Annotated in this window: 30 protein-coding genes; 20 read left to right on the forward strand and 10 right to left on the reverse strand. The window is 58.2% G+C overall.

Going from position 1 to position 24440, the window contains the following annotated elements:
• Window positions 1-4: 4 nt before the first annotated feature.
• Window positions 5-373, reverse strand: coding sequence for a hypothetical protein (locus tag AB8A23_RS12240; RefSeq protein ID WP_120286780.1), 369 nt, complete (start codon window positions 371-373; stop codon window positions 5-7).
• Window positions 374-534: 161 nt separating this feature from the next.
• Between AB8A23_RS12240 and AB8A23_RS12245 the strand changes: the two genes are divergently transcribed.
• A complete protein-coding gene (locus tag AB8A23_RS12245; RefSeq protein WP_439059607.1) occupies window positions 535-2922 on the forward strand; it encodes a PAS domain S-box protein in 2388 nt (795 codons plus the stop codon).
• Between the two features lie 5 nt (window positions 2923-2927).
• Here the strand turns inward: AB8A23_RS12245 and dinB are convergent, their stop codons facing one another.
• Both dinB and AB8A23_RS12255 read right to left on the reverse strand, forming a co-directional pair.
• Window positions 2928-4040 (reverse strand): DNA polymerase IV, encoded by a 1113-nt coding sequence (dinB, locus tag AB8A23_RS12250; RefSeq protein WP_439059606.1) that lies wholly within the window; start codon window positions 4038-4040, stop codon window positions 2928-2930.
• Window positions 4019-4288 carry a hypothetical protein gene (locus tag AB8A23_RS12255; protein WP_439059605.1) on the reverse strand — a complete coding sequence of 90 codons (270 nt, stop codon included), beginning with the start codon at window positions 4286-4288 and terminating at the stop codon, window positions 4019-4021. The genes dinB and AB8A23_RS12255 overlap by 22 nt, the downstream gene beginning before the upstream one ends.
• A gap of 257 nt (window positions 4289-4545) precedes the next feature.
• On the opposite strand from AB8A23_RS12255, the gene AB8A23_RS12260 reads away from it, so the two are divergent.
• A complete protein-coding gene (locus tag AB8A23_RS12260) occupies window positions 4546-6207 on the forward strand; it encodes an acetolactate synthase large subunit (RefSeq protein ID WP_439059604.1) in 1662 nt (553 codons plus the stop codon).
• A gap of 409 nt (window positions 6208-6616) precedes the next feature.
• On the opposite strand, the gene AB8A23_RS12265 is transcribed toward AB8A23_RS12260, so the two are convergent.
• The 3 genes from AB8A23_RS12265 to AB8A23_RS12275 all read right to left on the reverse strand — a co-directional run bounded on the left by AB8A23_RS12265 (window position 6617) and on the right by AB8A23_RS12275 (window position 9655).
• Window positions 6617-7090, reverse strand: a complete 474-nt coding sequence (locus AB8A23_RS12265) for a TspO/MBR family protein (protein ID WP_439059603.1) — start codon at window positions 7088-7090, stop codon at window positions 6617-6619.
• A gap of 397 nt (window positions 7091-7487) precedes the next feature.
• Entirely contained in the window at window positions 7488-8309 is an 822-nt protein-coding gene (locus tag AB8A23_RS12270; protein WP_120293169.1) for a DUF1365 family protein, read from the reverse strand.
• Window positions 8309-9655, reverse strand: a complete 1347-nt coding sequence (locus tag AB8A23_RS12275) for an NAD(P)/FAD-dependent oxidoreductase (RefSeq protein WP_120293171.1) — start codon at window positions 9653-9655, stop codon at window positions 8309-8311. The genes AB8A23_RS12270 and AB8A23_RS12275 overlap by 1 nt, the downstream gene beginning before the upstream one ends.
• 135 nt (window positions 9656-9790) lie before the next feature.
• On the opposite strand from AB8A23_RS12275, the gene AB8A23_RS12280 reads away from it, so the two are divergent.
• From AB8A23_RS12280 to AB8A23_RS12300, 5 genes are all read left to right on the forward strand, one after another.
• On the forward strand, window positions 9791-10444 hold the full coding sequence (locus AB8A23_RS12280) for a sigma-70 family RNA polymerase sigma factor (RefSeq protein ID WP_439059602.1): 654 nt from the start codon (window positions 9791-9793) through the stop codon (window positions 10442-10444).
• Window positions 10441-11091: a ChrR family anti-sigma-E factor gene (locus AB8A23_RS12285; protein WP_439059601.1), complete on the forward strand. Its 651-nt coding sequence runs from the start codon at window positions 10441-10443 to the stop codon at window positions 11089-11091. Before AB8A23_RS12280 ends, AB8A23_RS12285 begins: the two co-directional genes overlap by 4 nt.
• 143 nt (window positions 11092-11234) lie before the next feature.
• On the forward strand, window positions 11235-12065 hold the full coding sequence (locus tag AB8A23_RS12290; RefSeq protein ID WP_439059600.1) for a DUF1295 domain-containing protein: 831 nt from the start codon (window positions 11235-11237) through the stop codon (window positions 12063-12065).
• Complete coding sequence (locus AB8A23_RS12295) at window positions 12065-13093, forward strand: SAM-dependent methyltransferase (RefSeq protein ID WP_439059599.1); 1029 nt, start codon at window positions 12065-12067, stop codon at window positions 13091-13093. The genes AB8A23_RS12290 and AB8A23_RS12295 overlap by 1 nt, the downstream gene beginning before the upstream one ends.
• 3 nt (window positions 13094-13096) lie before the next feature.
• A complete protein-coding gene (locus AB8A23_RS12300; protein ID WP_439059598.1) occupies window positions 13097-13666 on the forward strand; it encodes a hypothetical protein in 570 nt (189 codons plus the stop codon).
• A gap of 5 nt (window positions 13667-13671) precedes the next feature.
• Here AB8A23_RS12300 and AB8A23_RS12305 read toward each other — a convergent pair whose 3' ends face one another.
• The gene (locus tag AB8A23_RS12305) at window positions 13672-14082 is read right to left on the reverse strand and encodes a DUF2177 family protein (protein ID WP_199712142.1); all 411 of its coding nucleotides are present in this window, start codon (window positions 14080-14082) and stop codon (window positions 13672-13674) included.
• Window positions 14083-14564: 482 nt separating this feature from the next.
• Here AB8A23_RS12305 and AB8A23_RS12310 point away from each other — a divergent pair, with 482 nt between their 5' ends.
• The 4 genes from AB8A23_RS12310 (at window position 14565) to AB8A23_RS12325 (ending at window position 17256) form a co-directional block, all read left to right on the forward strand.
• The gene (locus AB8A23_RS12310) at window positions 14565-15401 is read left to right on the forward strand and encodes a hypothetical protein (protein WP_439059597.1); all 837 of its coding nucleotides are present in this window, start codon (window positions 14565-14567) and stop codon (window positions 15399-15401) included.
• A 572-nt stretch (window positions 15402-15973) separates the two neighbouring features.
• A complete protein-coding gene (locus AB8A23_RS12315) occupies window positions 15974-16225 on the forward strand; it encodes a hypothetical protein (RefSeq protein WP_184511612.1) in 252 nt (83 codons plus the stop codon).
• Between the two features lie 15 nt (window positions 16226-16240).
• Window positions 16241-16402: a hypothetical protein gene (locus AB8A23_RS12320; protein WP_184511611.1), complete on the forward strand. Its 162-nt coding sequence runs from the start codon at window positions 16241-16243 to the stop codon at window positions 16400-16402.
• 650 nt (window positions 16403-17052) lie between these two features.
• Window positions 17053-17256, forward strand: a complete 204-nt coding sequence (locus AB8A23_RS12325; protein ID WP_068738686.1) for a CsbD family protein — start codon at window positions 17053-17055, stop codon at window positions 17254-17256.
• 388 nt (window positions 17257-17644) lie between these two features.
• Here AB8A23_RS12325 and AB8A23_RS12330 read toward each other — a convergent pair whose 3' ends face one another.
• On the reverse strand, window positions 17645-17887 hold the full coding sequence (locus tag AB8A23_RS12330) for a hypothetical protein (RefSeq protein WP_439059596.1): 243 nt from the start codon (window positions 17885-17887) through the stop codon (window positions 17645-17647).
• 405 nt (window positions 17888-18292) lie between these two features.
• Between AB8A23_RS12330 and AB8A23_RS12335 the strand changes: the two genes are divergently transcribed.
• Complete coding sequence (locus AB8A23_RS12335; protein ID WP_309948674.1) at window positions 18293-18970, forward strand: Crp/Fnr family transcriptional regulator; 678 nt, start codon at window positions 18293-18295, stop codon at window positions 18968-18970.
• Window positions 18971-19218: 248 nt separating this feature from the next.
• Here AB8A23_RS12335 and AB8A23_RS12340 read toward each other — a convergent pair whose 3' ends face one another.
• Window positions 19219-19929: an outer membrane protein gene (locus AB8A23_RS12340; RefSeq protein ID WP_439059595.1), complete on the reverse strand. Its 711-nt coding sequence runs from the start codon at window positions 19927-19929 to the stop codon at window positions 19219-19221.
• Between the two features lie 202 nt (window positions 19930-20131).
• Here AB8A23_RS12340 and AB8A23_RS12345 point away from each other — a divergent pair, with 202 nt between their 5' ends.
• A complete protein-coding gene (locus AB8A23_RS12345) occupies window positions 20132-20260 on the forward strand; it encodes a hypothetical protein (protein WP_276511282.1) in 129 nt (42 codons plus the stop codon).
• Between the two features lie 348 nt (window positions 20261-20608).
• Here the strand turns inward: AB8A23_RS12345 and AB8A23_RS12350 are convergent, their stop codons facing one another.
• Window positions 20609-20788, reverse strand: coding sequence for a hypothetical protein (locus AB8A23_RS12350; protein WP_439059594.1), 180 nt, complete (start codon window positions 20786-20788; stop codon window positions 20609-20611).
• Window positions 20789-21214: 426 nt separating this feature from the next.
• Between AB8A23_RS12350 and AB8A23_RS12355 the strand changes: the two genes are divergently transcribed.
• From AB8A23_RS12355 to AB8A23_RS12385, 7 genes are all read left to right on the forward strand, one after another.
• Entirely contained in the window at window positions 21215-21490 is a 276-nt protein-coding gene (locus tag AB8A23_RS12355) for a hypothetical protein (RefSeq protein ID WP_439059593.1), read from the forward strand.
• A gap of 99 nt (window positions 21491-21589) precedes the next feature.
• Entirely contained in the window at window positions 21590-21802 is a 213-nt protein-coding gene (locus AB8A23_RS12360; RefSeq protein ID WP_439059592.1) for a hypothetical protein, read from the forward strand.
• A gap of 195 nt (window positions 21803-21997) precedes the next feature.
• Window positions 21998-22501 carry a YciE/YciF ferroxidase family protein gene (locus AB8A23_RS12365; protein ID WP_120293195.1) on the forward strand — a complete coding sequence of 168 codons (504 nt, stop codon included), beginning with the start codon at window positions 21998-22000 and terminating at the stop codon, window positions 22499-22501.
• A 338-nt stretch (window positions 22502-22839) separates the two neighbouring features.
• Complete coding sequence (locus AB8A23_RS12370; RefSeq protein WP_175365841.1) at window positions 22840-23100, forward strand: hypothetical protein; 261 nt, start codon at window positions 22840-22842, stop codon at window positions 23098-23100.
• Window positions 23101-23536: 436 nt separating this feature from the next.
• Window positions 23537-23710 (forward strand): DUF3606 domain-containing protein, encoded by a 174-nt coding sequence (locus tag AB8A23_RS12375; RefSeq protein ID WP_089267567.1) that lies wholly within the window; start codon window positions 23537-23539, stop codon window positions 23708-23710.
• Window positions 23711-23925: 215 nt separating this feature from the next.
• Entirely contained in the window at window positions 23926-24147 is a 222-nt protein-coding gene (locus AB8A23_RS12380; RefSeq protein WP_439059591.1) for a hypothetical protein, read from the forward strand.
• Window positions 24148-24204: 57 nt separating this feature from the next.
• Window positions 24205-24381: a hypothetical protein gene (locus AB8A23_RS12385; RefSeq protein WP_439059590.1), complete on the forward strand. Its 177-nt coding sequence runs from the start codon at window positions 24205-24207 to the stop codon at window positions 24379-24381.
• Window positions 24382-24440: the final 59 nt, after the last annotated feature.

Genomic DNA, 24440 nt, shown 5'->3' on the forward strand with positions numbered 1-24440 from the left:
CGCCTTACTTTTTTGCTTTCCGATCGACCCGGACGTCGCGGAATTCCTCGGGCCCTTTGAGCAGGCGCCGCTTCCGACTGGCCTGATCGTCCGCACTGGCGCCCTTGTCCGTCAGCTTGTCGATTGCGCCGGCGGCCATCTCACTGGCACGGGCTCTATGAGCGACGTTCTTTCTGCGAGACGGTTTAACGGTAAGGCCCAGTTCGACAAGGCGGCGCACAGCTTCTGAGAGTTTCGGAGTGTCCGGCTGAAACTCGGCCCAATGAACAATCCTGCCGCGTAGTTCGTCTGCGGCGCGAAAGCCGAGCATTGGCGTTTGGCCGGTCGCAGGTCGGCCTTTTGATTTTTGCTTTGCTACTGTCGTTTTCTTCATAAGATAATGTTTAGCATAAATGCCAGACCGCGAGAAGTTGGAACTCTGCGTCATGTTATTGAGTTGCGATCTCCGAGGGCACGCTGTTTTAGCGGACTTTCCCCCTGCGCCTTGCTAAACAGTGTGAGAGCGGCCGACCGCCGCATGATGGCGAGGAAGCCGTGGCGAAAGAACTGACAGCGTCCGAACAGGCCCTGCGCGATCGGGAAAGCGAACTCGCGGAGGTCCAACGGATCGCGAAAGTCGGCGGTGTGATCGTCGACCTGCGCGATGGATTTCAGAACCGACGATCACCTGAATATCTCGCCATACACGGGTTACCCCCTGAAGCTGCAAACGAGACACATGAAGACTGGGTCGCCAGGCTTCATCCGGACGACCGGGAGCGCGCTGAGCGGCAATTTCTGGACCTTCTGAATAGCGATGCGGAACGTTATTCTTCGGAGTATCGCATCATTCGGCCCAGCGACGGGGAAATTCGCTGGATCGTAGCAGAGGCGCGTATCGAGCGTGATCCAGAAGGCCGACCGCTGCGGATGATCGGCGCTCATATCGATATCACGGAACGTGCGATCGCCAGAGAGGCGCTACGCGAGAGTGAAGAGCGGTTCCGATTGATCGCCGACAGTGCGCCAGTCCCGATGTGGGTGACACGTCTTGATCGGACGCGGTCCTTCGCAAACAAAGCCTACCTGGAATTTCTTGGCCTTGAATATGAAGAAGCGTTGGCTTTCGATTGGAGGACCATCCTTCACCCGGACGATATGGCGCGCGTCGTGCGCGAGAGCATTGCAGGTGAGGCATCCCTAAAGCCGTTCGTGCTGGAAAGCAGATATCGACGTGCGGATGGCGTGTGGCGTTGGGTCAGATCCGAATCGCAACCCCGATGGGACCCGGCGGGTAAGCATATCGGCTTTATTGGGGTTGCCCACGACATCACGATTGCAAAAGAAGCAGAGATCGAACTGCGTGGGTTGAATGAGGTGCTTGAACGGCGGGTTGAAGAGCGAACCGCGCAACTTCATACCCACGAGGCTCATTTACGAGCCATTTTGGAGACGACCAACCAGTATCAGGGATTGCTCGCGCTCGATGGTACGCTCGTTTTCGCGAATGCGGTCGCACTTGCCGCCATCGCGGTGGAAGCGAAGACGGTGCTCGGGATGCCGTTCTGGGATACGCCCTGGTTTACTGCGACGCACCGTATGCCCGAACGAGTTCTCAGCGCGTTTAAAACCGCTCTGAGCGGCGATGCGTGGCGCGCCGAAGTTCAATTGAACCTATCCGGCGCGGAGCGGCATCTCGACCTCGCCATGCGCCCAGTATTCGGCAGTGGAGGTAGGATTACAGCCGTCTTGGCAGAGGCCGTCGATGTGACGGAGCGTCGCCGGAACGAGGACGCTCTGCGCCAGGCTCAGAAGATGGAGGCGGTCGGACAACTCACCGGAGGCGTGGCGCACGACTTCAATAACCTCCTGACGATTATCAGGTCAGCCACAGATTTTCTTCGTCGGCGCGATCTTCCAGAGGAGAGACGAGGGCGGTATATCGACGCGATTTCCGATACTGTTGACCGTGCGGCCAAGCTGACCGGACAGTTGCTTGCATTCGCTCGCCGACAGCCGCTCGCTCCGCGCGTCTTCAATGTTGGTACGCAGGTCGCGAGCGTGGCGAATCTGATCCGACCACTGGTCGGCGGCCGGATTCAGATTGATCTGGAAGTTCAGACTGCCGACCAGTTCGCCATGGCCGATATAACGCAGTTCGAAACCGCGTTGGTCAATCTCGCTGTTAATGCACGCGACGCCATGAACGGCGAAGGGCGCCTCGTCATTGGTGTCGCGGCAGTGGGTTCGATCCCGGGGATGCGTTCTCATCCTTTGAGGGAGGGCGACTTCATCGCGGTTTCCGTAACTGACTCTGGCGTCGGCATAGCTAGCGAGTACCTGGATGCGATCTTCGAACCATTTTTCACGACCAAGGACGTGGGAAAAGGAACGGGCCTCGGCTTGAGTCAGGCCTTCGGGTTCGCCAAACAGACGGGCGGCGAGATCGGCGTCAACAGCACGCTTGGAGCGGGCGCGACGTTCACAATTTATCTGCCGCGGGCCGAAACTGGCGCCGAAGTCGAAAGCAGCGCGCCGCCATTAGCAAGCGCAGCGACAAGCGGGCGGGGGCACCGTGTTCTTGTTGTCGAGGATAATACGGATGTCGGGGGATTCTCGACAGAGCTTCTGCAGGATCTCGGATACGCAACCGACGGGGTGACGTCAGCTTCCGCGGCACTGGACGTTCTAGCCAAGGACGAATTCGCATTCGACCTTGTGTTTTCGGACGTCATCATGCCCGGCATGAACGGGGTGGAGATGGCCACGATTATCCGCGACCAATACCCTGGATTGCCGGTCGTTCTGACAAGTGGCTACAGCCACGTTCTAGCCGAAAACGCCCATACAGGCTTTGAACTCATCCAGAAGCCGTATTCGGTTGAGCTTTTGTCGCGCACGCTGCGCAAGGCGATCACTGACCGACGGACTGAATCGGCCTAGCGCTGCTAGATTGGTAATTGGAACTGGGATTGCGCGTCGTCCCCCTTCGTCCGAAGTGTCGATAGCGACACACCGAGCAGCCGCACTGCTTTCGGCAGTGGCATCGAGCGTTCGAGAAGTGATGCCGCGACCCGTTCGAGCTCTTCGCGGTTTGATACGGCTGTCGGCATTGATTGGCTTCGTGACATGATCTCGAAGTCAGCGTACTTCACCTTCAGCGTGACGGTTCGTCCGCGGTTCCCTGTGTTCGCACAGTGTTGCCACACTTTGTCGACGAGGGGCTGCAGCGCGGCAATCATGGCGTCGAACTCGGTGAGGTCGTCGGAGAAAGTGTTCTCGGCGCCGACGGATTTCCGCATGCGGTTGGCGCGGACAGGACGCTCTTCGATGCCGCGTGATATCCAGTAGTAATAGGTCCCGGCTTTGCCGAAGTGTGCCTCCAGGAACGTCAGCGACTGGTTCCGGATGTTTAGTCCTGTCTGGATACCCAATGCGTTGAATTTAGCCGCAGTCGCCGGTCCGATGCCGTGGAACTTGCCGACGGGCAGGGTCTCCACGAAGGCCGGGCCCATCTCCGGAGAGATGACGTACTGACCGTTTGGCTTGCGATGGTCGGAGGCGAGTTTGGCCAGGAACTTGTTGTAAGAGATGCCGGCGGAGGCATTGAGCCCTGTCTCGGCTTTGATTTTAGTGCGGATCGCCAGAGCGATGTCGCGCGCCAGTGGGATGCTCTGAAGGTTCTCGGTAACATCCAGATAAGCCTCGTCCAGCGACAGCGGTTCGATGATCGGCGTGTGCTCGGCGAAGATCTCTCGGATCTGCTGGCTAATAGCCTTGTAGACCTCGAAGCGCGGTTTCACGAAGATTAGATCTGGACACTGACGTTTGGCTATAACGGACGGCATCGCCGAGCGGACGCCGAACTTGCGGGCTTCGTAACTCGCTGCTGCCACGACCCCGCGCTCCTGAGAGCCGCCGACGGCGACAGGTTTGCCGCGAAGCTCTGGATTATCCCGCTGTTCGACTGACGCGTAGAAGGCATCCATGTCGATATGGATGATCTTACGCTGTCGGATTTCCGGCGCGACGTCGTTCGTCACCGGGCCATCGGTTTCCATTTGCCGTCTCTGATCGCCAGCATCGCCTTCGCAACCGGAGTGGATGCGCGATCGGCCGGTCCATCGGCCGCCGCCTCGACGGCGCGCCAGTCGATCAGAACGGTGCCGTCTGGAGCGACCTCATAGAGGCCGACGCCCACTGGAGTGCCTGAGATGCGTTCGGTTCGGACGGGGCGCTGCGTGATGTCTTGCGCCAGCGCGGCAGCGGGCAGCATGATGGCAAGTACGGCGATCCACATTATGCGCATCTGGTGCATCCTTCTTCAGGCCTTGGACTACGATCTTACAGGGCAGGCAGATCGGATCGTCAACGGCCGAGGATATGGCGTCTCGAACGCGGGTCAGCAACCATTGTCCTCTCGGCTGCCGGTCGGTTCCTGGCAGGTGCAGGAGGCGCATATCCGGGCAATCTGGGAAGGGCGCGCTCAGACGCCTAGTCCACCAAACGTTTCATTAAATGGACCTGTTTGTCCAATACGGTGCTGGGCAAACGGAGGAGCTTACGATGAACAACGAGGACCGGGAAATGAAAGGCTCCGATCTGCTAGTGGCGGCTCTCGAAAACGAGGGCGTCGACCGCATCTTTGGCGTTCCCGGCGAGGAGAACCTCGACGTCGTCGAGAGCCTGCGCAAGTCTTCCATCGAGCTGGTCGTCACGCGTCACGAGCAGCCCGCCGCCTTCATGGCTGCGACCCACGGGCGTCTCACAGGGAGGCCTGGTGTCGCGCTCAGCACTTTGGGGCCCGGAGCCCTGAATCTCTCTACAGGGGCTGCTTATGGACTCCTGGGAGGCATGCCGATGGTCCTGATCACTGGCCAAAAGGCGATCCACGCCAGCCGACAGGCGCACTTCCAGATCGTGGACGTCGTCGCGAGCATGAAGCCGCTCACGAAACTGTCGCAGCAGATCGTAAGTGCGTCTTCCATCGCGACTGTCGTCCGGAACGCTTTCCGGATTGCGATGGAGGAGCGTCCCGGACCCGTGCACCTGGAGCTTCCGGAAGATGTCGCGGCGGAGAAGGTGTCCCGCGTTTCGGCCGTCCCGGTCCACCCGACCGATCTCCCGGCGCCCTCGATGGACGCCGTCCGGAAGGCCGCCGAGCTCATCCTCTCGGCAAAATGCCCGTTGCTCATGTTCGGTGCCGGTGCCAGCAGGCCCAGGCTGGCGCCCGCGCTCTCCGAATTTGTCCGCCGGGTGAAGATCCCGTTCTTCAACACGCAGATGGGGAAGGGGGCCGTCGGCGGGGCGTCCGACTACTATGTCGGCACGGCGGCGCTGAGCGAACGCGACTACGTCCATCGCGCGATCGACTGCGCCGACCTGATCATCACCATCGGCCACGACACCATCGAAAAGCCGCCATTCATCATGGGGCGTGGCCGCCATCAGGTGCTTCACATCGGCTTCACGCCAGCGACGGTCGAGGAGGTCTACTACCCGCAAGCTGAACTTATCGGCGACATCGCGAAAGGTCTCGACATGTTGGCTACCGAGACCGAAGGGAAGCTCAAGCAGACCACGCAGTGGGACGGCGTGCGCGCGGACATCCTGCGCCACATCGGCGACCGTGCCAACGAAGACCGCTTTCCGCTGACCCCGCAGCGGATCGTCCACGACGTCCGCCAGGTCATGCCACCAGACGGCATCGTCGCGTTGGACAACGGGATGTACAAGATATGGTTCGCGCGCAACTACCGCACGGACGTCGCCAACACGCTGCTGCTCGACAACGCGCTTGCGACGATGGGAGCGGGGCTTCCGTCGGGCATGATGGCGGCGCTGCTGAATCCGAAGCGCCGTGTGCTCGTTGTCGCCGGCGACGGCGGTTTCATGATGAATTCGCAGGAACTGGAGACCGCGCAGCGTCTGAAGCTCGATCTGGTCGTGCTTGTCATCGAGGATCACGCCTACGGGATGATCAGGTGGAAGCAGGCCGTCGACGGTTTCGCCGACGCGGGGATGACTTTCGGCAATCCGGATTTCGTCGTCTACGCGCAGTCCTACGGTGCCCAGGGTCATCGCGTGACCGAGGCGGGCGGCCTGGCACCGACACTGGAGAAGGCCTTCGCCGCCGGTGGCCTTCACCTCGTAGTGGTGCCGGTGGACTACAGCGAGAATGTTCGTGTTTTGGTGGATGAACTGGCCGACATGCAGCAACAAGAATGAAAAAACCATTCGACAACTGAAACGGGTTAGGCATTTGCAGTACGAAGGGACATCAGGCCAATTCGTTCCCCTATTCGTTTGAACCCAGTTTTGGTGCTGGCCTGTTTTTGGCCGCAGTGGCCTATTCTGGCTGCGCCCTTATTTCGGAGGTTCTAGAGAACCAATTTCTCCGTCCCGCGTAACGATATCGGCGGAGAGTGGAATGCATACACGACGTACAGTCAGGGAGCTTCGAGAGAAGGTAGATAAGTATCGGGCCATGGCCCGGATGACGACCGATCCTGAAACGGCCAGACGTATTATCGAGCTTACTGACGAATTGGAACAACAGGCCCGCGATATCGAGCGGGGAAAGTAATGCCTCAATGGGCGGCCTCTTTCGTCAATGCGGTCTCATGCCACGTTGTCGCTAATTCATTGTAAGAATGCGAGCATTGAGTGCAGCCGCAAAAAGTATCCAAGCGAGATAGGGCAAAAGCAGTAAGGCGGCGGTACTGTCGACGCCCAAGCCTATGATGACGGTCACTCCTATTGCCGCGAACAACAGCGAAATAACAATCATGCCAGACCGCAGATCGTGGCGACCGAAGAAGATCGGCGACCATATCGCGTTCAGGGCGAGCTGGATGCCGAATGCGCCAAGAGCTGCGGTTCGAGCGGGCGAAGGAGGCGCCTCCCAGAACATCCACACGGACAGCGCCATGAGGAAATACAGGATGGGCCAGACGATGGGAAACGCGATGCGCGGTGGTGTCCACGATGGTTTCGCCAAACTCGCGTACCAAGTCGGAATCTCAGGCGTCGTAACCCGAGCGCCGATAAACGCGACGCTATAACAAATCCCAAGTGAGCAGAGTAAGGACGCGACCGAACTGTTAGTCATGCACCGTTAAGTCCTTGCGTTCTCGCCAGTTCCCCGGCCTCAGACGACTTCCACATTAACGTGGCGCCGCGCTCGTACATTTCGATGATGCCGTCGGAGACGTACTCTCCGGCACTCCCGCCCTTCAGGAGTGTGCCGTTCCACTCACCAACGGGCATGCGGCCAGCCATCGCGTCCAGTGCTTGCTTTCAGGTCGCAGAATGTTGGTAGTGCATTGTCCGGCTTTTTCCGGAGTTATTCCCCGGTGGCGTACTGCTTGCCCTAGGCGTCCGGCTTGTCGGTGCGCTCCTTTGCCTTCTTGGAGAAGGCATCGCTCGACGACGGCATCCCCAGCGTAGCATGGCCAACTCACGCCATCTTCCTTTCGGCGGATGAGGTGACGCTCTCCCAGATTTGGCTATCGGAGGACATTTGTCGTGTCCTTCGTCAAATGGGGGGCGGCTTCGAGATCGCGGCCGAGTGTTATCGGTCGATCGGGGGGAGAAGGGTGGTGATGCCGGCGAATGCCCTTGAGCCAAATCAGCAGTGCTTCCCAGTGGATGCCTGCGATCACCTTCAAGGTCAGCAGGGGGTAAACGCAGAAGGCGTGCGCTAGAGCTGCGTCGGTCAGATTCTGGCGGGTTGCAGCGAGCTTGGCGATGAGCAGCGGCCCTTGTGCATCGTGACCGATGACCGAAACCGTCAAATTCTTTCCCGGAGGGACGACAGAAAACGAATAGACCATGTCGGTGCTCATGAAGGGGGAAACGTAGAAGGACTTCTGGCTTTTCTGGCGGATTGGCACTTTCGTGTCGCGGGCAACGGGAATGAGATAATTGTGACGCTCACCGAACGTATTGCTGACCTCGTATAAGATCGCCGAAATCGAGTTGTCTCGCCTGTAGCAGAAATAGATGCTCAGCGGATTGAAGGCGTATCCCAGGATGCGCGGCATGGTGAGAAGCCGGAGCGGGCCGCCGGCTTCGATGCCGGCCTCTTGCAAATGCCGCTCGATCCTGGCCCGCGGCGACGTGGTCTCTCCCTCGCCGTGATCCCGATCATGGAAGCTGAAGAGGTTGAAGCGGTTGTGCGAGAAGAGGTGCAGCCTGCCTGCCAGCATATCGACTTCATCAAGATCGAGAAGCATGTAGAAAATGCTGTAGCGCAGCCGATGCTCTCTTGGCCGCAATCGGTGATGCATCACTGAGCCGGAGTAGAGGGCCGAACGAAAGCCCGACATCAGGCAGCCTCCGTTTCAGGCGTGGCGAGCACAGTCTCATGAACATGGATGCGGCCGGATTCGTCAGCGACTGTCCAGGGGCGCCGCAGGTCCCCGAGGGCTTCAGCGACGGCAAGCCCGGCTTGTAATCCATCCTCGTGGAAGCCGGCGCCGAAGTAAGCCCCGCAAAACCATGTATTGCGCTTGCCCTGCAACGACCAAAGCTCTCTCTGCGCTTGCATCGCCTGCGCATCGAAACGGGGATGGCTGTAGCGCATTTCCCTGAGAATAGCGTTGGGTGCGATCTCCCGGTGGGGATTGAGCGTGACGAAAAGCGGTCGCTCGCTTTCGATTTCCTGAAGACGGTTCATCCAATACGTCACGGCGAGCTTGCGACCGCCATCGTCGTCCCTCGCCATGTAGTTCCAGCTCGACCAGACCCGGCGGCGGCGCGGCATCAAGCGAGGGTCCGAATGAAGGACTGCATCGTTGTCGATATAGTCGAACGCGCCGAGCAATCGCCGTTCCTCGCTGCTCGGATCAGCAAGCACTTGGAGCGCTTGATCCGCGTGAGTGGCAATCACCACCTGATCGAAACGGCGACGATCACCGTCATATCCGACGACCTCGGAACCGTTCGTGGTGCGAACGATTGTACGGATCGGATAGTCAGACACCACTTCGGCTATGGCGTCAGTAAGCACTCGCACATAGGAGCGGCTGCCGCCGCACACGGTGCGCCAGATCGGGCGACTAGACAGTTTCAGGAGGCCGTGGGTGTCGCAAAATTTGATAAATGAAGCCGCTGGATAGGCCCCGATCTTTGCAGCAGGCGTGGACCAAATGGCCGCCGCCATCGGATAGAGATGATCGTTGCGGAATCCTTCTCCATAACCGGCGGCGTCGAGATACTCATCGAGCGTAATCAGGCCCAAGGCCGCCACATTGCGTGGCGCCTCGCGATAGAAGCGCACGAGGTCGCGCAGCATCCGCCAGAATCGTGGGCTGATGGCGTTTCGACCCTGCGCGAACAGGCCCAGAAGGCCGGTTCCGGAGTATTCGAGCCTGCCATCGTCGAGCGAGACGGCAAATGACATGTCGGATCGCTTCGTGGCGACGCCGATATGCTCAAAGAGTGATGTCAGGTTTGGATAGGTGGATTCGTTGAAGACGATAAAGCCGGTATCGATCGCGGCGCCCGCGGCATCGACCGTGTGGCTGTGCCCACCCAGGCGGCTATCGGCTTCATATAGAACAACCCGATGTCGTTTTGAAAGTAGCCACGCTGCGGACAGGCCGGAAATACCACTCCCAACAACGGCTATGTCGAGGCTTCCGCTATGTGCCGCGGCGTTAAGGCTGTTCATTCTATCACTCCCAGCAATCTTTCTCGTCAAAAGACTTCCCTCCACGCGCCAAGCTGCCAATATTTACGGAACCCAGCGCGCATTGGATCACTTGAGGCGTGATCCAATTAGGGGGAGGGCGCGTATGAAGGGCAAATGGATGCTGCAAGATTACATCTCGACATCAGGCGCACGCGGGATGTCGGTCCGGCGGCGAGGCTCATTGTTTTGAACGAGGGCATTCAAAAAGAGGTGCTGCCCTCTCCTGTAGAGTTGATCCGCCTGATAGATGCCGTTGCACAGGCGCAGGATCGCAAGGCGTTCGCGCAGCTCTTCGCCTATTTCGCGCCGCGTGTGAAAGGCTTCCTTATTCGGACCGGTCTCGCGGAGTCGGTTGCCGAGGAGGTGACACAGGAAGTCATGATCGCGGTATGGAGAAAGGCGTCCTATTTCGATCCCAGCCGGGCGGGCGCGTCGACATGGGTGTTTACGATTGCTCGTAACCAGAGGATCGACAGGCTGCGCCGCTCGCGCTCCCGTACGGCCGATCATCTCTTGGATCTGAGTGACGAACCGGACACGCCACCGTCGGGCGAAGATATCGTGATCATGGCAGAGCGGGAAGAAGAGGTCCGGAAAGCGCTGGCGACCCTATCAAATGAACAGGCAACCATCGTGAAACTCTCTTTCTTCTCCGAAGCGCCGCATGCGGAGATCGCTCGTGAGCTGGGCATCCCGCTCGGCACCGTAAAATCCCGCGTCCGGCTCGCATTGAACCGGCTGCGAACGCTATTGGACCGCGATATATGACGATCAACCATCACCCCAGCGACGAAACGCTTCTGCGTCTTGCGACCGGAGCATTGGGCGCCGGCCCGGCGCTAGTCATTCGCGTCCACCTCGAAGGATGTGCCGTTTGCCGCGAGCGCTTAACCCGGTTCGAGGCTTTGGGCGGGGCGATCCTCGACGAGATGCGCTTGGCTCCGCTTGCTGAGGATTTGTTCGGACGGACCATGGAGCGGCTGGAAAGCATTCCATCCACGTTAGTGAAAGAACCCAGGCCGAGGAAACAGCCGGACCTGGGCATCGAGCTCCCTCATGCGATGCGCCACTGCGAAATTGGTCCCTGGCGATGGCTTGGCCCCGGCTTCAGATGGAGCAAGGTCCAAATTGCCGGAAGTCCAGATGCCAAAGTCATGATGATTAAGGGTAAAGCGGGGCTTCATCTGCCTGCCCATGGACACACCGGCATGGAGTTTATGCAGATTCTATCTGGATCTCTGTCGGACGAGCGCAGTCAATATTTTCCCGGCGATCTCGACGAAGCCGATGATGAAGTCAATCACCGGCCCCTTGTCGGCGAGAAGTCGGATTGCGTCTGTCTCGCTGCTTTGGAAGGAGATACGCGCCTTCATGGATTTCTGGGGCGTCTCCTACGTCCGATCGTGGGATTCTGAACAATGGCGGCGGCACAGCCGATCAGATTCCTTTGGCTAGCCTCGGTCGGCCTATGAAGATGTTTCATGAGGTCGTGTAATTGGCCTTGCGAGAAAGCCGTCGCGAAAATTGTGCCAGTTTGGACGGTACGGGACAGGATCGCATGACACTGGTCATCGCAGTCGTTGCGCTTGCGATTTTCCTTTCACTGACCATGGCGGGAGCATGGTTGGTCGCGCTTCGAACCGGCCAGTCAGGATGGATCGACGCGATATGGTCGTTTGCCACGGGCGTGTTCGGCGCTGCCGCCGCTCTTCTCCCTTTCGCCGGGGGGGAAATTTCATCGCGTCAGATACTCGTGGCAGTGCTGGCGGTCTTGTGGGCACTGCGTCTCGGCATCCACATCGTGGCGCGCACCGCGCGGGGCGGTGATGATCCTCGCTACCGGCACTTGCGCGAGCAGTGGGGAAGTGCCTTCAGATCGCACCTGTTCTGGTTCCTGCAAATCCAGGCATTGGCTGCGCTGGTACTCGTCCTCTCCATCATGATCGCGGCGCAAAATCCGACTCCTGGCCTGAGGGTCCTAGACTGGCTCGGAATTGCAATCCTGATTGCGGCCGTTGTCGGGGAAACGATCGCGGATCGCCAGCTGTCCACCTTTCGCCTAGACCCCGGAAACCAGGGAAAAGTTTGCGACGTCGGGCTTTGGGGTAGGTCACGCCACCCAAACTATTTTTTTGAATGGTTGGGATGGCTGGCTTATGCCGTGATCGCGGTCGATCTCACAGGCGCCTATCCGCAGGGGTGGCTGGCTTTCGCCGGGCCATTGCTGATGTATTGGCTCCTCGTCCACGCCTCCGGCATTCCGCCTCTCGAAGGGCACATGTTGCGGTCGCGCGGCAAGGCCTTCCGAGAATACCAGCACCGCGTCAACGCATTCTGGCCCGGCCCGCAGAGCGGCGCTGGCGCCGCCGGCAACAAAGAAGACCTTTGATGAGCCTGATTTCCTCGGCGATACGCGTCGCGGAGTGCCGTCCGCTTCCCGACCCAATGACGCGAATGGGCATCGAGTTTCTGGTCGGGCGCACGAGAAGTAAACTTGCCGCTGCAAGCGATCGCGAGGAAGGCGATTTCGCGCGCACCATGGCAGAGTACCCGATCGCAGAACATGCGAACGCCGCCAACGCACAGCACTACGAGTTGCCGCCCGAATTCTTTGCCCTTACGGTCGGCCCACGTCGCAAATATTCCTGTTGCCTCTATTCGACGGGTCACGAATCGCTGGCCGATGCCGAGCGCTTGGCGCTTGAGGAAACGGTTGCGCATGCCGGTATCGCCGACGGACAGTCGCTCCTGGAACTCGGCTGCGGCTGGGGCTCGCTGACGCTGTTCATGGCTGAGCGGTTCCCTCGCACTAATATCACCGCGGTTTCGAATTCGACCCCGCAACGGCTTCACATCGAGGCGGAGGCCGTGGCCCGCGGTTTGGGAAATATCCGCGTCGTCACTGCCGACATGAACGCTTTCGAACCGGACAGCACATACGATCGGGTCGTGTCGGTCGAAATGTTCGAGCACATGTCCAACTGGCGGAGTTTACTCGCGCGCATCAAGACATGGCTTGTACCCCAACAGGGGCGGGTTTTCGTTCACGTCTTCAGCCACAGGCGCAGTCCCTATCGCTTCGATCATAACAACGATGCCGATTGGATCGGGCAGCATTTCTTCACTGGCGGAATCATGCCGAGCCATGGCCTTATCCGGCATTTTCCGGACTGCTTTGCCGTTGAACAAGACTGGCGCTGGAACGGCCTTCATTATCAGAAAACGGCGATCGACTGGCTGGCTCGCTTCGATGCAAACCGCCCGCACATTGATAGCATTCTGAGTAGAGTCTATGGACCGGACGCGGCGCTTTGGCATCAACGCTGGCGGCTTTTCTACCTGGCGACGGCAGGGCTCTTCGGGCATGCCGGCGGTGAAGAATGGGGTGTGAGCCACTACCTCCTGCGCCCGGCATAACGCATGGCGTTCGTGATTCTAGTCCGGAACATCTGGCGGCGAGTTGCCGCTTATGCCGCTCACGATGATCCGATGGTCGCGACCTGCAACTTGGTCGCGCTTGTCGTCGCCTCCAACCAGCCCTTCTATCCGCTCTATGTCTATTGGGCCGTCAGCGAACACATTTGGCCGACCTTCTTCACGTTCCTGTCGACGCCATTTTTCCTCGCGGTACCCGCACTGGCTAGGCGATTGCCAACGGCAGGCCGTGCGCTTCTCCCACTTACCGGCATCGCCAATACGGTTTTGAGCGCAAAAGTGTTCGGGCAGGCATCGGGCGTGGAGATTTTTCTCATCCCTTGTGCGCTGATTGCCGCGACCTTCTTTCGATCATCTGAAAGGTTGACCGCCCTCATTCTGGTTGGGCTGGCGATAATGGCTTACCTTGGACTCGATGGCGCGTATGGCGCCCCCGTCCACCTCTACGCGGTCTCAGAATACCGTGCTTTCCTCAGATTGAACGTCATGAGCGCTGGCATCCTCACCGTGTTCATCGGACTTGTCGCATCGGAAATGTTAAGCCGACGTGCTTAAGCTCGTCAGGATGAAGCTGTGAAGGCGCGCGTGATCAGAAAGCCGATGGTTGCGGCAGAGGCCGTCAGCAACGTTCCCCAGCATAGATCTGCGATCGTCACCGCCACCGGCCAGTTCCGCAACGTCGCCTGGTTGGTCAGATCGTAGGTCGCATACGCAACGAACCCGAGGAAAGCACCGTTGAGCGTGGCCGTTGTCAAACGCTCGCTGGCAATGGCCGGTGCAATGGCGAGCACCACGATGCCGGCAACGTAAATCAGATAGAAGAGCATCGCCGGTACCAGCCGGAAGCTATCAAGCAGCATCTCGCCCATCAGCGGTCGATACAGCCGCTGCGACGCAAGCGTAAGCCAGATCGCGTCCATTCCGAGAAATACCAGACCCGTCGCGACATAGGCGATGCCATAAGTTTTCAATGTAATTTCCTTTACCGAGTCGACGCTGAAGATTTTACGCGCCAGCGAGATGGTCGGATCACTCTGCCGCATGACGGCAATGTCCAACACCAGAAACAGATTGATTTCCCGTAGAAGGAATCAAAGCCGTCGCGTGCTGCGTCGAGGTCCGGGGCCACTCTGAAACATTTGTCGGGATTGAGCGTAAAAGCCGCAAGACCATTTCCAGACGCCAGACCGCTCCGGGTTCGGATCCCAATCCTGCTGAGCGATAGTACCGACGTCAACGTCGCCGTACCGGATTGGATGATGGGCGATCGTCTTGAGTTGGCTGATCGTTGCTCGAGGGGCTTAGCGTCTTTCTATCAAGCTCGTCGTCCGCCCACCTTTGCGCAATCGCTGAAGACAGGCGAATTCGCCTTCGCGGGCGGAACCATACTATTGAATGCACATTGTGTGGGCATCGGTATCTATTCCGGAGCCGCTCCAAGGGGAATTTCAGAATGATTGATACTGTTGTCGTGCAGCCAGCTTCCCCTGGCGTAGACGAGCCTTCGGTTGCGGGTGTCTCGTGGGCTGCAGTCGCGGCTGGTGCCGTCGTCTCGCTCGCGTTGACACTCGTTCTTATTGCTTTCGGGGCAGGGCTTGGTTTGTCAGTCGTGTCGCCCTGGTCGTCCAGCGTATCGGCTACGACATTCAAAATCACGACGGGAATCTATCTGATCGTCATCGCCATGATCTCGTCGTCGATCGGCGGATATCTCGCTGGTCGTCTGCGGTCGCGCTGGATTGGCGTTCATGCAGATGAGGTCTATTTCCGCGACACCGCGCATGGGTTTCTGGCATGGGCATTTGCAACGGTGCTCGGTGCTGTACTCCTAGCTTCGCCCGCGACGACCGTTTTAAGCGGCGCGACGTCGGGAGTCTCTGCCGGTGCGACGGCGTCTGCGGCGCAGGCGGGACCGGTCGAAGGCTTCATCGACGCACTATTGCGTCCATCGACACCATCTGGCGATGGCAACAGTGCTGACGCGCGCGGTGAACTGTCCCGCATAATGGCCTCTAGCCTCCGAGCCGGTGAGCTGAAGCCGGCCGATCGCGCTTACGTCAATAAAGTCGTGGCCGCTCGCACCGGTTTGAGCGAACCTGATGCTGACAAGCGCGTTACCGAAGTCACCAATGATGAAAAGGCCGCTGCCGATAATGCTCGAAAGGCTGCAATGCAGCTCGCCTTTTGGCTCACGGCATCACTTTTGATTGGCGCCTTTTCTGCGAGCCTGGCGGCGACCGAGGGCGGTGGACTTCGAGACGGAACTTGGAAAGCGCGTCGCACGCGATAAGGAGAGAACAATGCCTATTCTGCTATGGCTACTTGGAATTCCACTGCCGCTGATCATTCTGGTCCTGCTGCTTCGATGAATAAAGGCCCCGCGGTGCGGGGCCTTTATTCATTGCGTAGGAGTGCAGGGAACAAGAGCCGGTCGCATTACTTGACCTTCATCGCTGCTCGGATTTTGGCTAATAATCAGTGATGAGAGCATAGCTCCAGCCTGAAATGGGAGCGCAATATGTGTACCAAGTGCATCGGACTGGAAGATCAGATCGCCCGATATCTTGGTTTTGCCAGGCGCGTAAACGCTTTGACGAGGGGGCGCATCTACGATCTGGTTTTGCATCTCCAGAATGATAAAGAAGCGATTGTACACGGCCAGGATGCTCTTCGGCCGCGCCTTCTTGTGTAGCTCACCTTGCCTGCACGCTTCTCGTTAGTTTATCTGACCGCCACGAGAAGAGCTTGGCGGGCCGGTTCGGGGATTGCCACGAGGCTGTTAGTGGGGGCCCGGCGCGGAACGAGTCAGGCAGCGCCACGTTCGACTGACAAGGGCTTCATGAACAGATTGGCTTTGGTTCAATGCAAAAGATTATAACGATCAGCGCTACAGCGCTTCTCCTCGTCGGTGCCACGATGTCGTCGGCGTCCGCCGAAAAGTCCCGCCGGCACCACACTCAGCAGGGCGTCACCTCCGGTCAAGGCATGACCACCGGTACCGGCCGCACATATACTGGCGGCAATACCGCTCTGAAGGGCAACAGCGGCAATTCGGGGCAAGGGGACAACTCGCTGGGCAACATCAAGGGCGGCAACATCGGCGCCGGCAAGTAGCATTTCGGAGGGACCATGAGCAAAGAAAATCCCAAAGATGATCCCCGCACGGAGTCAGATTGGGCTCCGACGAAACAGACCGACAAGCCCTGGAAAGGCGTGCCGGAAAAGGAGCAGTTTGCTCAGGACCGGGAAAAGCCGGACCTTGAAAAGTGGAAAAGGACCGACACTCATTGACGTTGCGGCGGACGTGCATCGATCTTTTCGATGGGTCGACGATTGAGCCGTCCGAGCAATATGCTCGGGCGGCTTCTTTGCGAAAATGGTTTCGCGTCTTATGGATGGATGTCCGCTAAACGGCGGCGTCGATCCTCTCCTACGGTCTGGCCCACGGCTCGGACACGTATGGGTGCTTCCGGCAACGGCATTCGCGACGTCTTCGGTGGGGGACCGTCATCCTCATCAAGGGATCGGAGAGCTGCGAGAATATCACCGATCCTAACAGTCTCATGGGAGCCTGGAATTTGGCGTAGCCATGGCTTCCCTTCGACAGTAAACGCATCCGATGCCCAAACGGCTAGGATGCATCGCTTTTGCAGCGTGTCTAAGAAGGGATTGGCAAGAACCTCCCGCGGGTGCGAGAAGGTGCTGGCGAGTAGAGAATTTGCGTGGATTTCATTCATCGACATGGCAGCGCTTGTCATGCTGGGCCTCCTAACTCCTTTCGTTTAAAGGCGATTATCGATGTAGATTTTCGCTGCTTTCGGTCAAGGGGTGACGCTAAAAATTTTCGGGGCGCTTCTCAGACTGCCGGGCGCTGTCTTAGTGTCGCACGGGAAACAAAGACCTGATCACGACGTTCATCCCACTAACAAGGGAGAGAAAAAATGGATTGGAACAGGGTCGAAGGAAATTGGAAACAGATGAAGGGCAAGGTCAAGGAGCAGTGGGGCAAGCTCACTGACGATGACCTCGACGTCATCAACGGCAAACGGGAGCAACTCGAGGGTCGTCTTCAAGAGCGTTATGGCTACGCCAAGGACCAGACCACGAAGGAAGTCGACGACTGGTATGGACGTCAGAGTTGGTAATCAGAACGTACTTCGCTCCAAAGTTGTTCCACGTTCACTTTTCGAGAACAGGATTGAGCGAGTTGCCTCAATCTAACGGCTGATGGATTTGCGGTCGCAGTTAACGCAGGATGACAGCGACCGAATCTTGACCCCAGAAGCCTCGCTTCGGTCGGCCCGGCGGTAGAGCGACCTACCCGCCAGGCTTTAAGCGCTATGTTCCCTAACGTTGCTGTTCGAGCAACCAGACAACACCCTCCAGTATCGACAAGCCGGTCAGGCCCGACGCGCACTTGCCCAGCTCCCAAGGACGTTAATCTTCGATCGCAGGCTTCTGCTGCCTCAACTTGCGCGTTGAGCCTCGGTCGAGGACACTTCGGAAGTCTGACATGGAAGGCACCAGACGCGATTACATCGCCAGCATGGTGGAGACGACGCCGTGGGTGGCAAGGATCCGGGTGGCAAAACGGCGAAGGTGCACCGCAAAAAACATTGAGATCCGCTCTCGGTAATTCGTCTCAAATGAGACGATGTGACCTCCTGGCTTGTGGTTCCATCCCGAGGAGCCGTTGGAGGAACCGACATGAATGAGCGTCAGCTGATAACCCGCGCATGGCAAGATGCGGACTTGGAGAAGCTCAAACAGTTGCATGCAGAGGGGGCTACGCTCCTACGAGCATGTGCGGCTATGAAGCGACCAATGGCTTCCGTCAAAAAACGTGCTCGTGAACTTGGCCTGCATTTCGCAAGTGTTCGAGAAGTTCGGCGAGAGATCAGCGCTCGCGAGCAAACCCAATGACAGTTATTGGGTCTTCAGCGCCGAAATGCCCAAAGTGCAATCGCAAGATGACGTCATCTGAAAAGGGAGATTCGGAGTTTAGATGCGCGAGGTGCGAGGTCGATCCGATGGAGCGCAGCAAGGGTTGGCTTTCGAGCGAGTTGAAGCCACCGTCAAGATGACTAGGATGCTGAGCGCAGCCGAACAGGTTCAGCCGCGTAGGAGGCTACAATCGACCCTCTAGTCGTCCTCATAAACAAACTGAAAGAGCACTCGCACCTGAGCCAAGAGGACCTTTTGGAGATCCGCCGGCTGCCGTGCTCTGTCCGCGAATTGGATAGTCATGAGGACTTCATTCGGCAAGGCGATCGACCCAAGGTGTCCGCAATCGTCGTCGAAGGAATGCTGGCTCGCTATCATCTCCTGCCGAACGGCGCACGCCAGTATTTGTCCTTTCATCTCGCTGGCGACATGCCGGATTCACAGTGTCTTTTCATCGAGGTGATGGATCATGCCGTCTGCGCGATCGGCAAGGCCGTCGTCGCCTCGGTCCCGCATCGGGACTTGATGAAGTTATTCGATAGTAGACCAAAGGTTGGCGCTGCAATCTGGCGTGAAACCCTGATCGACGCAGCCATCTTCCGTGAAGCGATCACGAACAATAGCGCGCGGTCCGCCCCTGCCCGCATGGCTCATCTCTTCTGCGAACTCTTCTACCGATCGCGGGCTTCCGGCTTGACGCGTGACGATACGTGTATTCTGCCGATAGGTCTTAATCAGCTGGGAGAGGCTCTCGGGCTGTCGCTAGCTACCGTAAACCGCGCTTTGGCCAACCTTCGAGACACCGATCTTGCCGACTTCAAGAGCGGGTCTCTCACCATCAGAAATTGGGCGGGTCTGGCGGACTGCGGCGAGTTCAATCCTCGCTACTTGCATCTGCGACGCGAGCCGTTCTGACATCGCGAATGTCAACGAACAGCACAATGGCGGCACCTATGCCAATCTCAAGACCGCTGTCGAGTTTGTAGAGAGGCTGCACAACGCGATCACGGTTCTTAGCATCTTGGCGGTCGTCGCGGTCTGACCGACACTAGCCTCTGACCAAATCCCGGTAACGCCTTCCCGGCATTGGCGGAGATTATGCGTAGGCAGGGAAAAGGCCCGGCTTTCGCCGGGCCCCGGTCTGTTGAATTCAGTGTTCGGACTTAGAAGTTTGAGCCGCCCCAGTTGAAGTGATGGTTGATGCCGCCCTTCACAGTGTGGGTGGTGGCACCAAGCTCCAGACCGCCCGCAGCAAATGCAGTCAGATAACGTTCGCTGCCATAGTCGGCGTACATGTACTCACCCTTGAGCGACCAGTTGGGGGCGAACATGTATTCCACGCCAGCGCCGACGGTCCAGCCCGACAGCACTTTGCTCTCGCTGAAGCTGCCGCCCAGGCCGGCGATCGAAAAGCGATTATCGGCCCATGCGTAACCGCCCTTGGCGTAGAACAGCGCTGCGCCTGACGTCACACCGACGCGACCGGTGACACTCCCGAATGAACGAATCTTATCCTCAAGCGTGACCGGAAAAATGCCGAACAAGCCGGTCTGGCTATATGAGATGTCTGACGCTGCCGCGTCTGCTTCAAGACCCCAGACCCAAATGCTACCGGGCGTCTGCCAGTTATAGCCTATAGTGCCGCCGCCGAAGCCGCCCTGCAGGTCGCTGCTCGTGGTCGTGACACCGCCGACGTTGACGCGATCCGACCAGCCGTAACCACCCATGACACCGAGATAGAAGCCCGACCAGTTGTAGCCTACCGGAATCGGAGCGGGCGGGGCTTTAGTGTAGGGACGAGCTGCCAGATCGGCGGCAGAAGCCGAAGCTGCGCCCAAGGTTAGAATGACAGCGGCCATCAGAATCTGTTTCATGCGGACTCCCCTGTGAAAGTTCGGTGATCACAATCCTATGTGCACGCGCATCTCGAAGCTGTCACCGTTTCGCCACACGCGCGAGTTTTTACCGCACCACAACCTCACCCCGATACCAACCGATGTGCTAAGTCGACTGCCGCAATAACCGATAACAATGTCTCCACGCTGCAGGGTAGCCATCCCTTGAAGCGAGAGTTCTTTGAGAAACTGGAAGGACGATTTCGAGCTCGACTGGACGCTCCGCGACATCCACGGCGGCAGGCTGAAGCTGTCACCGATCACGGAAGACCAACTGAGCGAGCTATTGGAGATGGGCCTCGTGAGGTAGTGAACGATCAAGTGAAGCTCACCGAGACGGGATACCAGAAGATCCACTAGTGGAGCCATGGCAAGACGCCGATTAACAGGACCTGGACTCCAGAAGTCATTGCTCGATTGATCAGCCTTGCCGACAGCGGCGCAGTGTTGCGAGCCGCTGCCGCCCTCGGGCGGCCGGCGACAGCGGTGCAAACAAGGCCCGCGAACGAGGGAAGCCGTTGGTAGGTGTTCGAGACTCCAGGGCGGCAATACGAGCCCAATCGAGGCCAAGTGAGCGTGGAGAATGTTCATCGCAAGCTCCCTTGTTCTGTGCGAGCCAAATCAGAACACCAGAAGATCGTCCTTCGGTAGGAAGGCTTCACTGGATCTTCCGATTTCCGGCCTCCGTGAGTTTGACCTGGTCGTCCACGATTTCGACGAGGCCCATCTCCAGGAGTTCGCTGAGTTGGTGTTCCGTGATCGGGGACAGCTTCAGCCGGCCGCCACCGATATCGCGGAGCGTCCAGTCGAGCTCGAAATCGTCTCTCCAGTATTTCATCTGGTGGGACCGTCGCCGGCAGAGGTTGAAAAATTAGAAGCTCGCCGGATCGTCCGCGCGGGCTTTCACTATCTAATTCCGAAAACCAACGTAGAGACCAATCATGGTGATGGCCGATACCAAGATGAAGCAAAAAAGCCCCCACGCGATAATCGTGGCTTCATCTGGGGTATTCCGATTGGTCTTCTGAAGCACGTTCAATGGTCTCTCCCTGTAATCTCTATCGTCAACGCTCGCATTTTGAGGCGAACTTGTGCAAAGCGTAGCGACGGTAGATCGCAGGGTCCAGAATGAATTGATGGTGCGCTGCAGCGCGGCGCGTCACAGCGGGTTGCCCATTTCGGTAGCTGCCGTAAGCACCGCAGCTCCCATTGAAGGAACTAAAACACCAAATGCACGATATAGGAGAAAACAAGGGAGGTCGTCATGTTGATGGAAGATGGAATTGCCGGACGGCCAGTCGCCAGCGCACCGCCATTGGTCGCGCAGATGGTCGACAAGCAAACAATTCTTGAGATGGAGATAGCCCTTACCAAAGCGTGCGAGGTCTTGCCGCGCGAGTTGGACAGCCACAAGAACCGCTGTTTCGTCGCCAAGAAAATACTGAAGCGCGTGAATGCGGGTGAGCGCACATTCGGCGGCATGGTGTCCGCGGGGATGGGGGCAGTGGAGACGCTACGGCGCAGGCAAGAGCAGGTTTGACGGCGTTTCCTGAACAATCATTCAGGAAATTTATCCTGAGACGACGGAACGGCCCCTATAGTCGCGCATTCAATCTCCGCTCATTCAAAGGAGAAGATAATGCGCAAAGTTCTTTTGGCTATCGCTGCCTTCGCTACCATCGGCATCGCTGTTCCTGCCGCTACTTCACAGGCTGATGCTCAGACCGTAGTGGTTCGGCATGGCGGCGGCCATCACGGCGGCTACCATCGCGGTCATCGTGCCAACAAGGTTGTTATCGTGAAGCGCGGTCATGGTCACATGCATCGTGGAATGCACCACGGCCATCGCTGAACGCGTTGCTCTTCAAAACAAAAGGCTCCCTCCCGGGGGCCTTTTTCGTTGGGCGCTATAGAGGGCAACTGAACAGAGGCCATCGCGTTTTGGAAAGAAGAGCGCAGCTCCTCATCGGAACTTAAGTTCCAGCGGTCGGTTGGGCTGGCGTGATAAGCCGCCCCAGCTCACCGGGGCTACTGGAGGAAATTTCCCATGGCCAAAAAGCCAAAGCTTCTTGCCGACCTTTTCCATGACACGCTCAAGGATGTCTATTTCGCCGAGAAGAAGATTCTCGCCACGCTGCCGAAGATGGCAAAAGCCGCACAATCGAAAGAACTCAAGGCCGCCTTTCTGAAGCATCAGAAGGAGACCGTTGGTCAGATCAAGCGGCTCGAAGGCGTGTTCAAGATATTCGGCAAGAAGCCGACCGCCAAGAAGTGTGAGGCCATCATGGGCATTACCAAGGAAGGCGCAGAGATCATGACCGAATACAAGGGCATGCCCGCTCTCGATGCCGGTCTTGCTGCCGCGGCGCAGGCGGTGGAGCACTATGAGATCTCCCGCTACGGCACGCTGGCGACCTGGGCGAAGGAGCTGGGGATGCCTGAAGCTGTCTCGCTTCTCGATGCCACGTTGAAGGAAGAGAAGGCCACCGACGTTGCGTTGACCGCGCTGGCCAAATCTGTCGTCAACGTCGAAGCAGAGCAAGATCTCTAAGGCTAAATGTCCGGCTCCGTCACTGGAGCCGGACTACGTAAGTCCTCCCACCCGTCGAAGAAACCTTTAGCGCAACAGTGGCTTATGTTTTCGCTGACATGGAGAGCGAAAATGCGCCAAGGTACGTCGTTTCGGTTGATGGCATCCGATGCAGCGAGACAAGCAAAAGAAGCTACGGACCAAGCTGAAGCTCTCCGGCTTTTACAGATGGCACACTACTGGATCTCAGCTGCAGCCAACGAGGACTGGCTGAATGCCAACTCTATCCATCATCCGGTGAGATCACCTGGCTCCGACTGAGAACTGAGAAACTTCGGAACGATCGGAAGTAGCGGGACTTGACTTCGACAGCTGTCGCACATGGCGGCGGTGAACGGGTGGCTGTGGCCATCAGAAAGCTCGCCATGAACATCCCGGCCGTCGACCGCGCCATCGATATTTATGGCGCCCTCTCAGGACATTCGGAAGCACCTGGCGTCCGCGCCCAGCTTTCCCAGCATCTTGACCAACTGCACAGTGAGGGGGAGACCGATCATCACCGCCTTACGGTGCATGGCCTCTCGTTCCTTCGGCAGAACGATCTTCAGCGCAACAGCTAGGCGCGCTGCATAGCTCGCTGCTTCTGCAATGATTTACGGAGCGTCGCTTTCGCAGAGTGAGCACGCTCCTTGTCGCTCGCCGATTTCTTGATAGGACGAAATGGGCCGGTCTTCGAATTTCCGGCCATCGGCATTGCCGGCATCATCTGCGAGCAGGATTCCGACTGGGAAGGTTGAAGCCCCATAGGGGCCGATGTCCGCGTGCGCTTGGGCATACTTCTCAACCCGCCACTCAACCCAAAGTTCATTCGTGCAGATCAAGCGGCAAAGAGACACCTCGTCCCTTTAGAAGGCCGGCATAAGTACCGCGAAGAGGCGCGGCGAATAGCAAAAGGTAGTTCGACTTTCCGACCTACTGCGGCGGCCGCCACACTGCCGCGCCGGAACAAGGAAGTCAGAAATGCGTTTCTTTAGGCATCAAACACTGGAGGATGCCATGGACGATCTGAAGAACAGGGGGCAACCCGATCGTAGCAAGATCAACATGCACGAGGCGCATGAGGTCAAGTATTGGACCAAGGAGCTCGGCGTGGACAAAGACAAGCTGCAGAAGACGGTCGACAAGGTCGGCAACTCAGCCGCCGCCGTTCGCAAGGAGTTGGCAGCCTGAGCCAGTCAACGGAATCCCTGCACGAGCAATCTGTAAAGATCGCACTGGATTACCTGGCGGGGGTTGGCCGCTTGCGCGATCCGCAAGAAGCGTTTGAATTTATCGGGAAGTACGTCGCGTACCAGATCGGGCAGGGGGTCGTCAGGCCTCTGCTGCTGTCGAACCAGGCGATTGCAGCCTACGAGGACGCCGCTTCGGTTGGTGGAGTATGAGTGATGATGCCGCTAATCCGGCCTTGGTCGGCCGAAGAAAGTGAAAAACTTAAAGCCATGGCTGAAGCGGGTGCATCGCCGATCAAAATTGCTGCGGCCACGAAACGTAATGTGCAGGCCGTCAGACGTCAGGCGAATCGATTGGGGATCTCTTTGCCCACAACGCGAGAGACGCGCAAACGACAGCGCGCGTTAGAGGCGGAAGCCACAAGGTCTTCAGCATGACATCGCAAATAGAAACAAGCTGCGCGTTCCGTAGTTGCTAGGGAAATGGAGGTTCCCATGCTTACAGACGATCAACTAATGGTTCTGCGGGAAATCGATAACGCCTTTGCTTTTGACGATACAGCGAAGGCTGAAGAGTTGGTGCTGGACGGCTATGTCCAGAAGGACGGCGACCTTTATCAGCTCATGCCGAAGGGTGAGAAAAGCCTGCTCGACAATGGCGTCTCGGCATAGACTGCATCGTGAAGGGATTCCAGACCTCACACAGAAGCTCAGGGAGGACGACGAGGCGC

The organism is Tardiphaga sp. 619_E2_N8_4 (genome assembly GCF_051810905.1).
In the GTDB taxonomy this organism is placed as follows: Bacteria; Pseudomonadota; Alphaproteobacteria; order Rhizobiales; family Xanthobacteraceae; genus Tardiphaga; species Tardiphaga robiniae.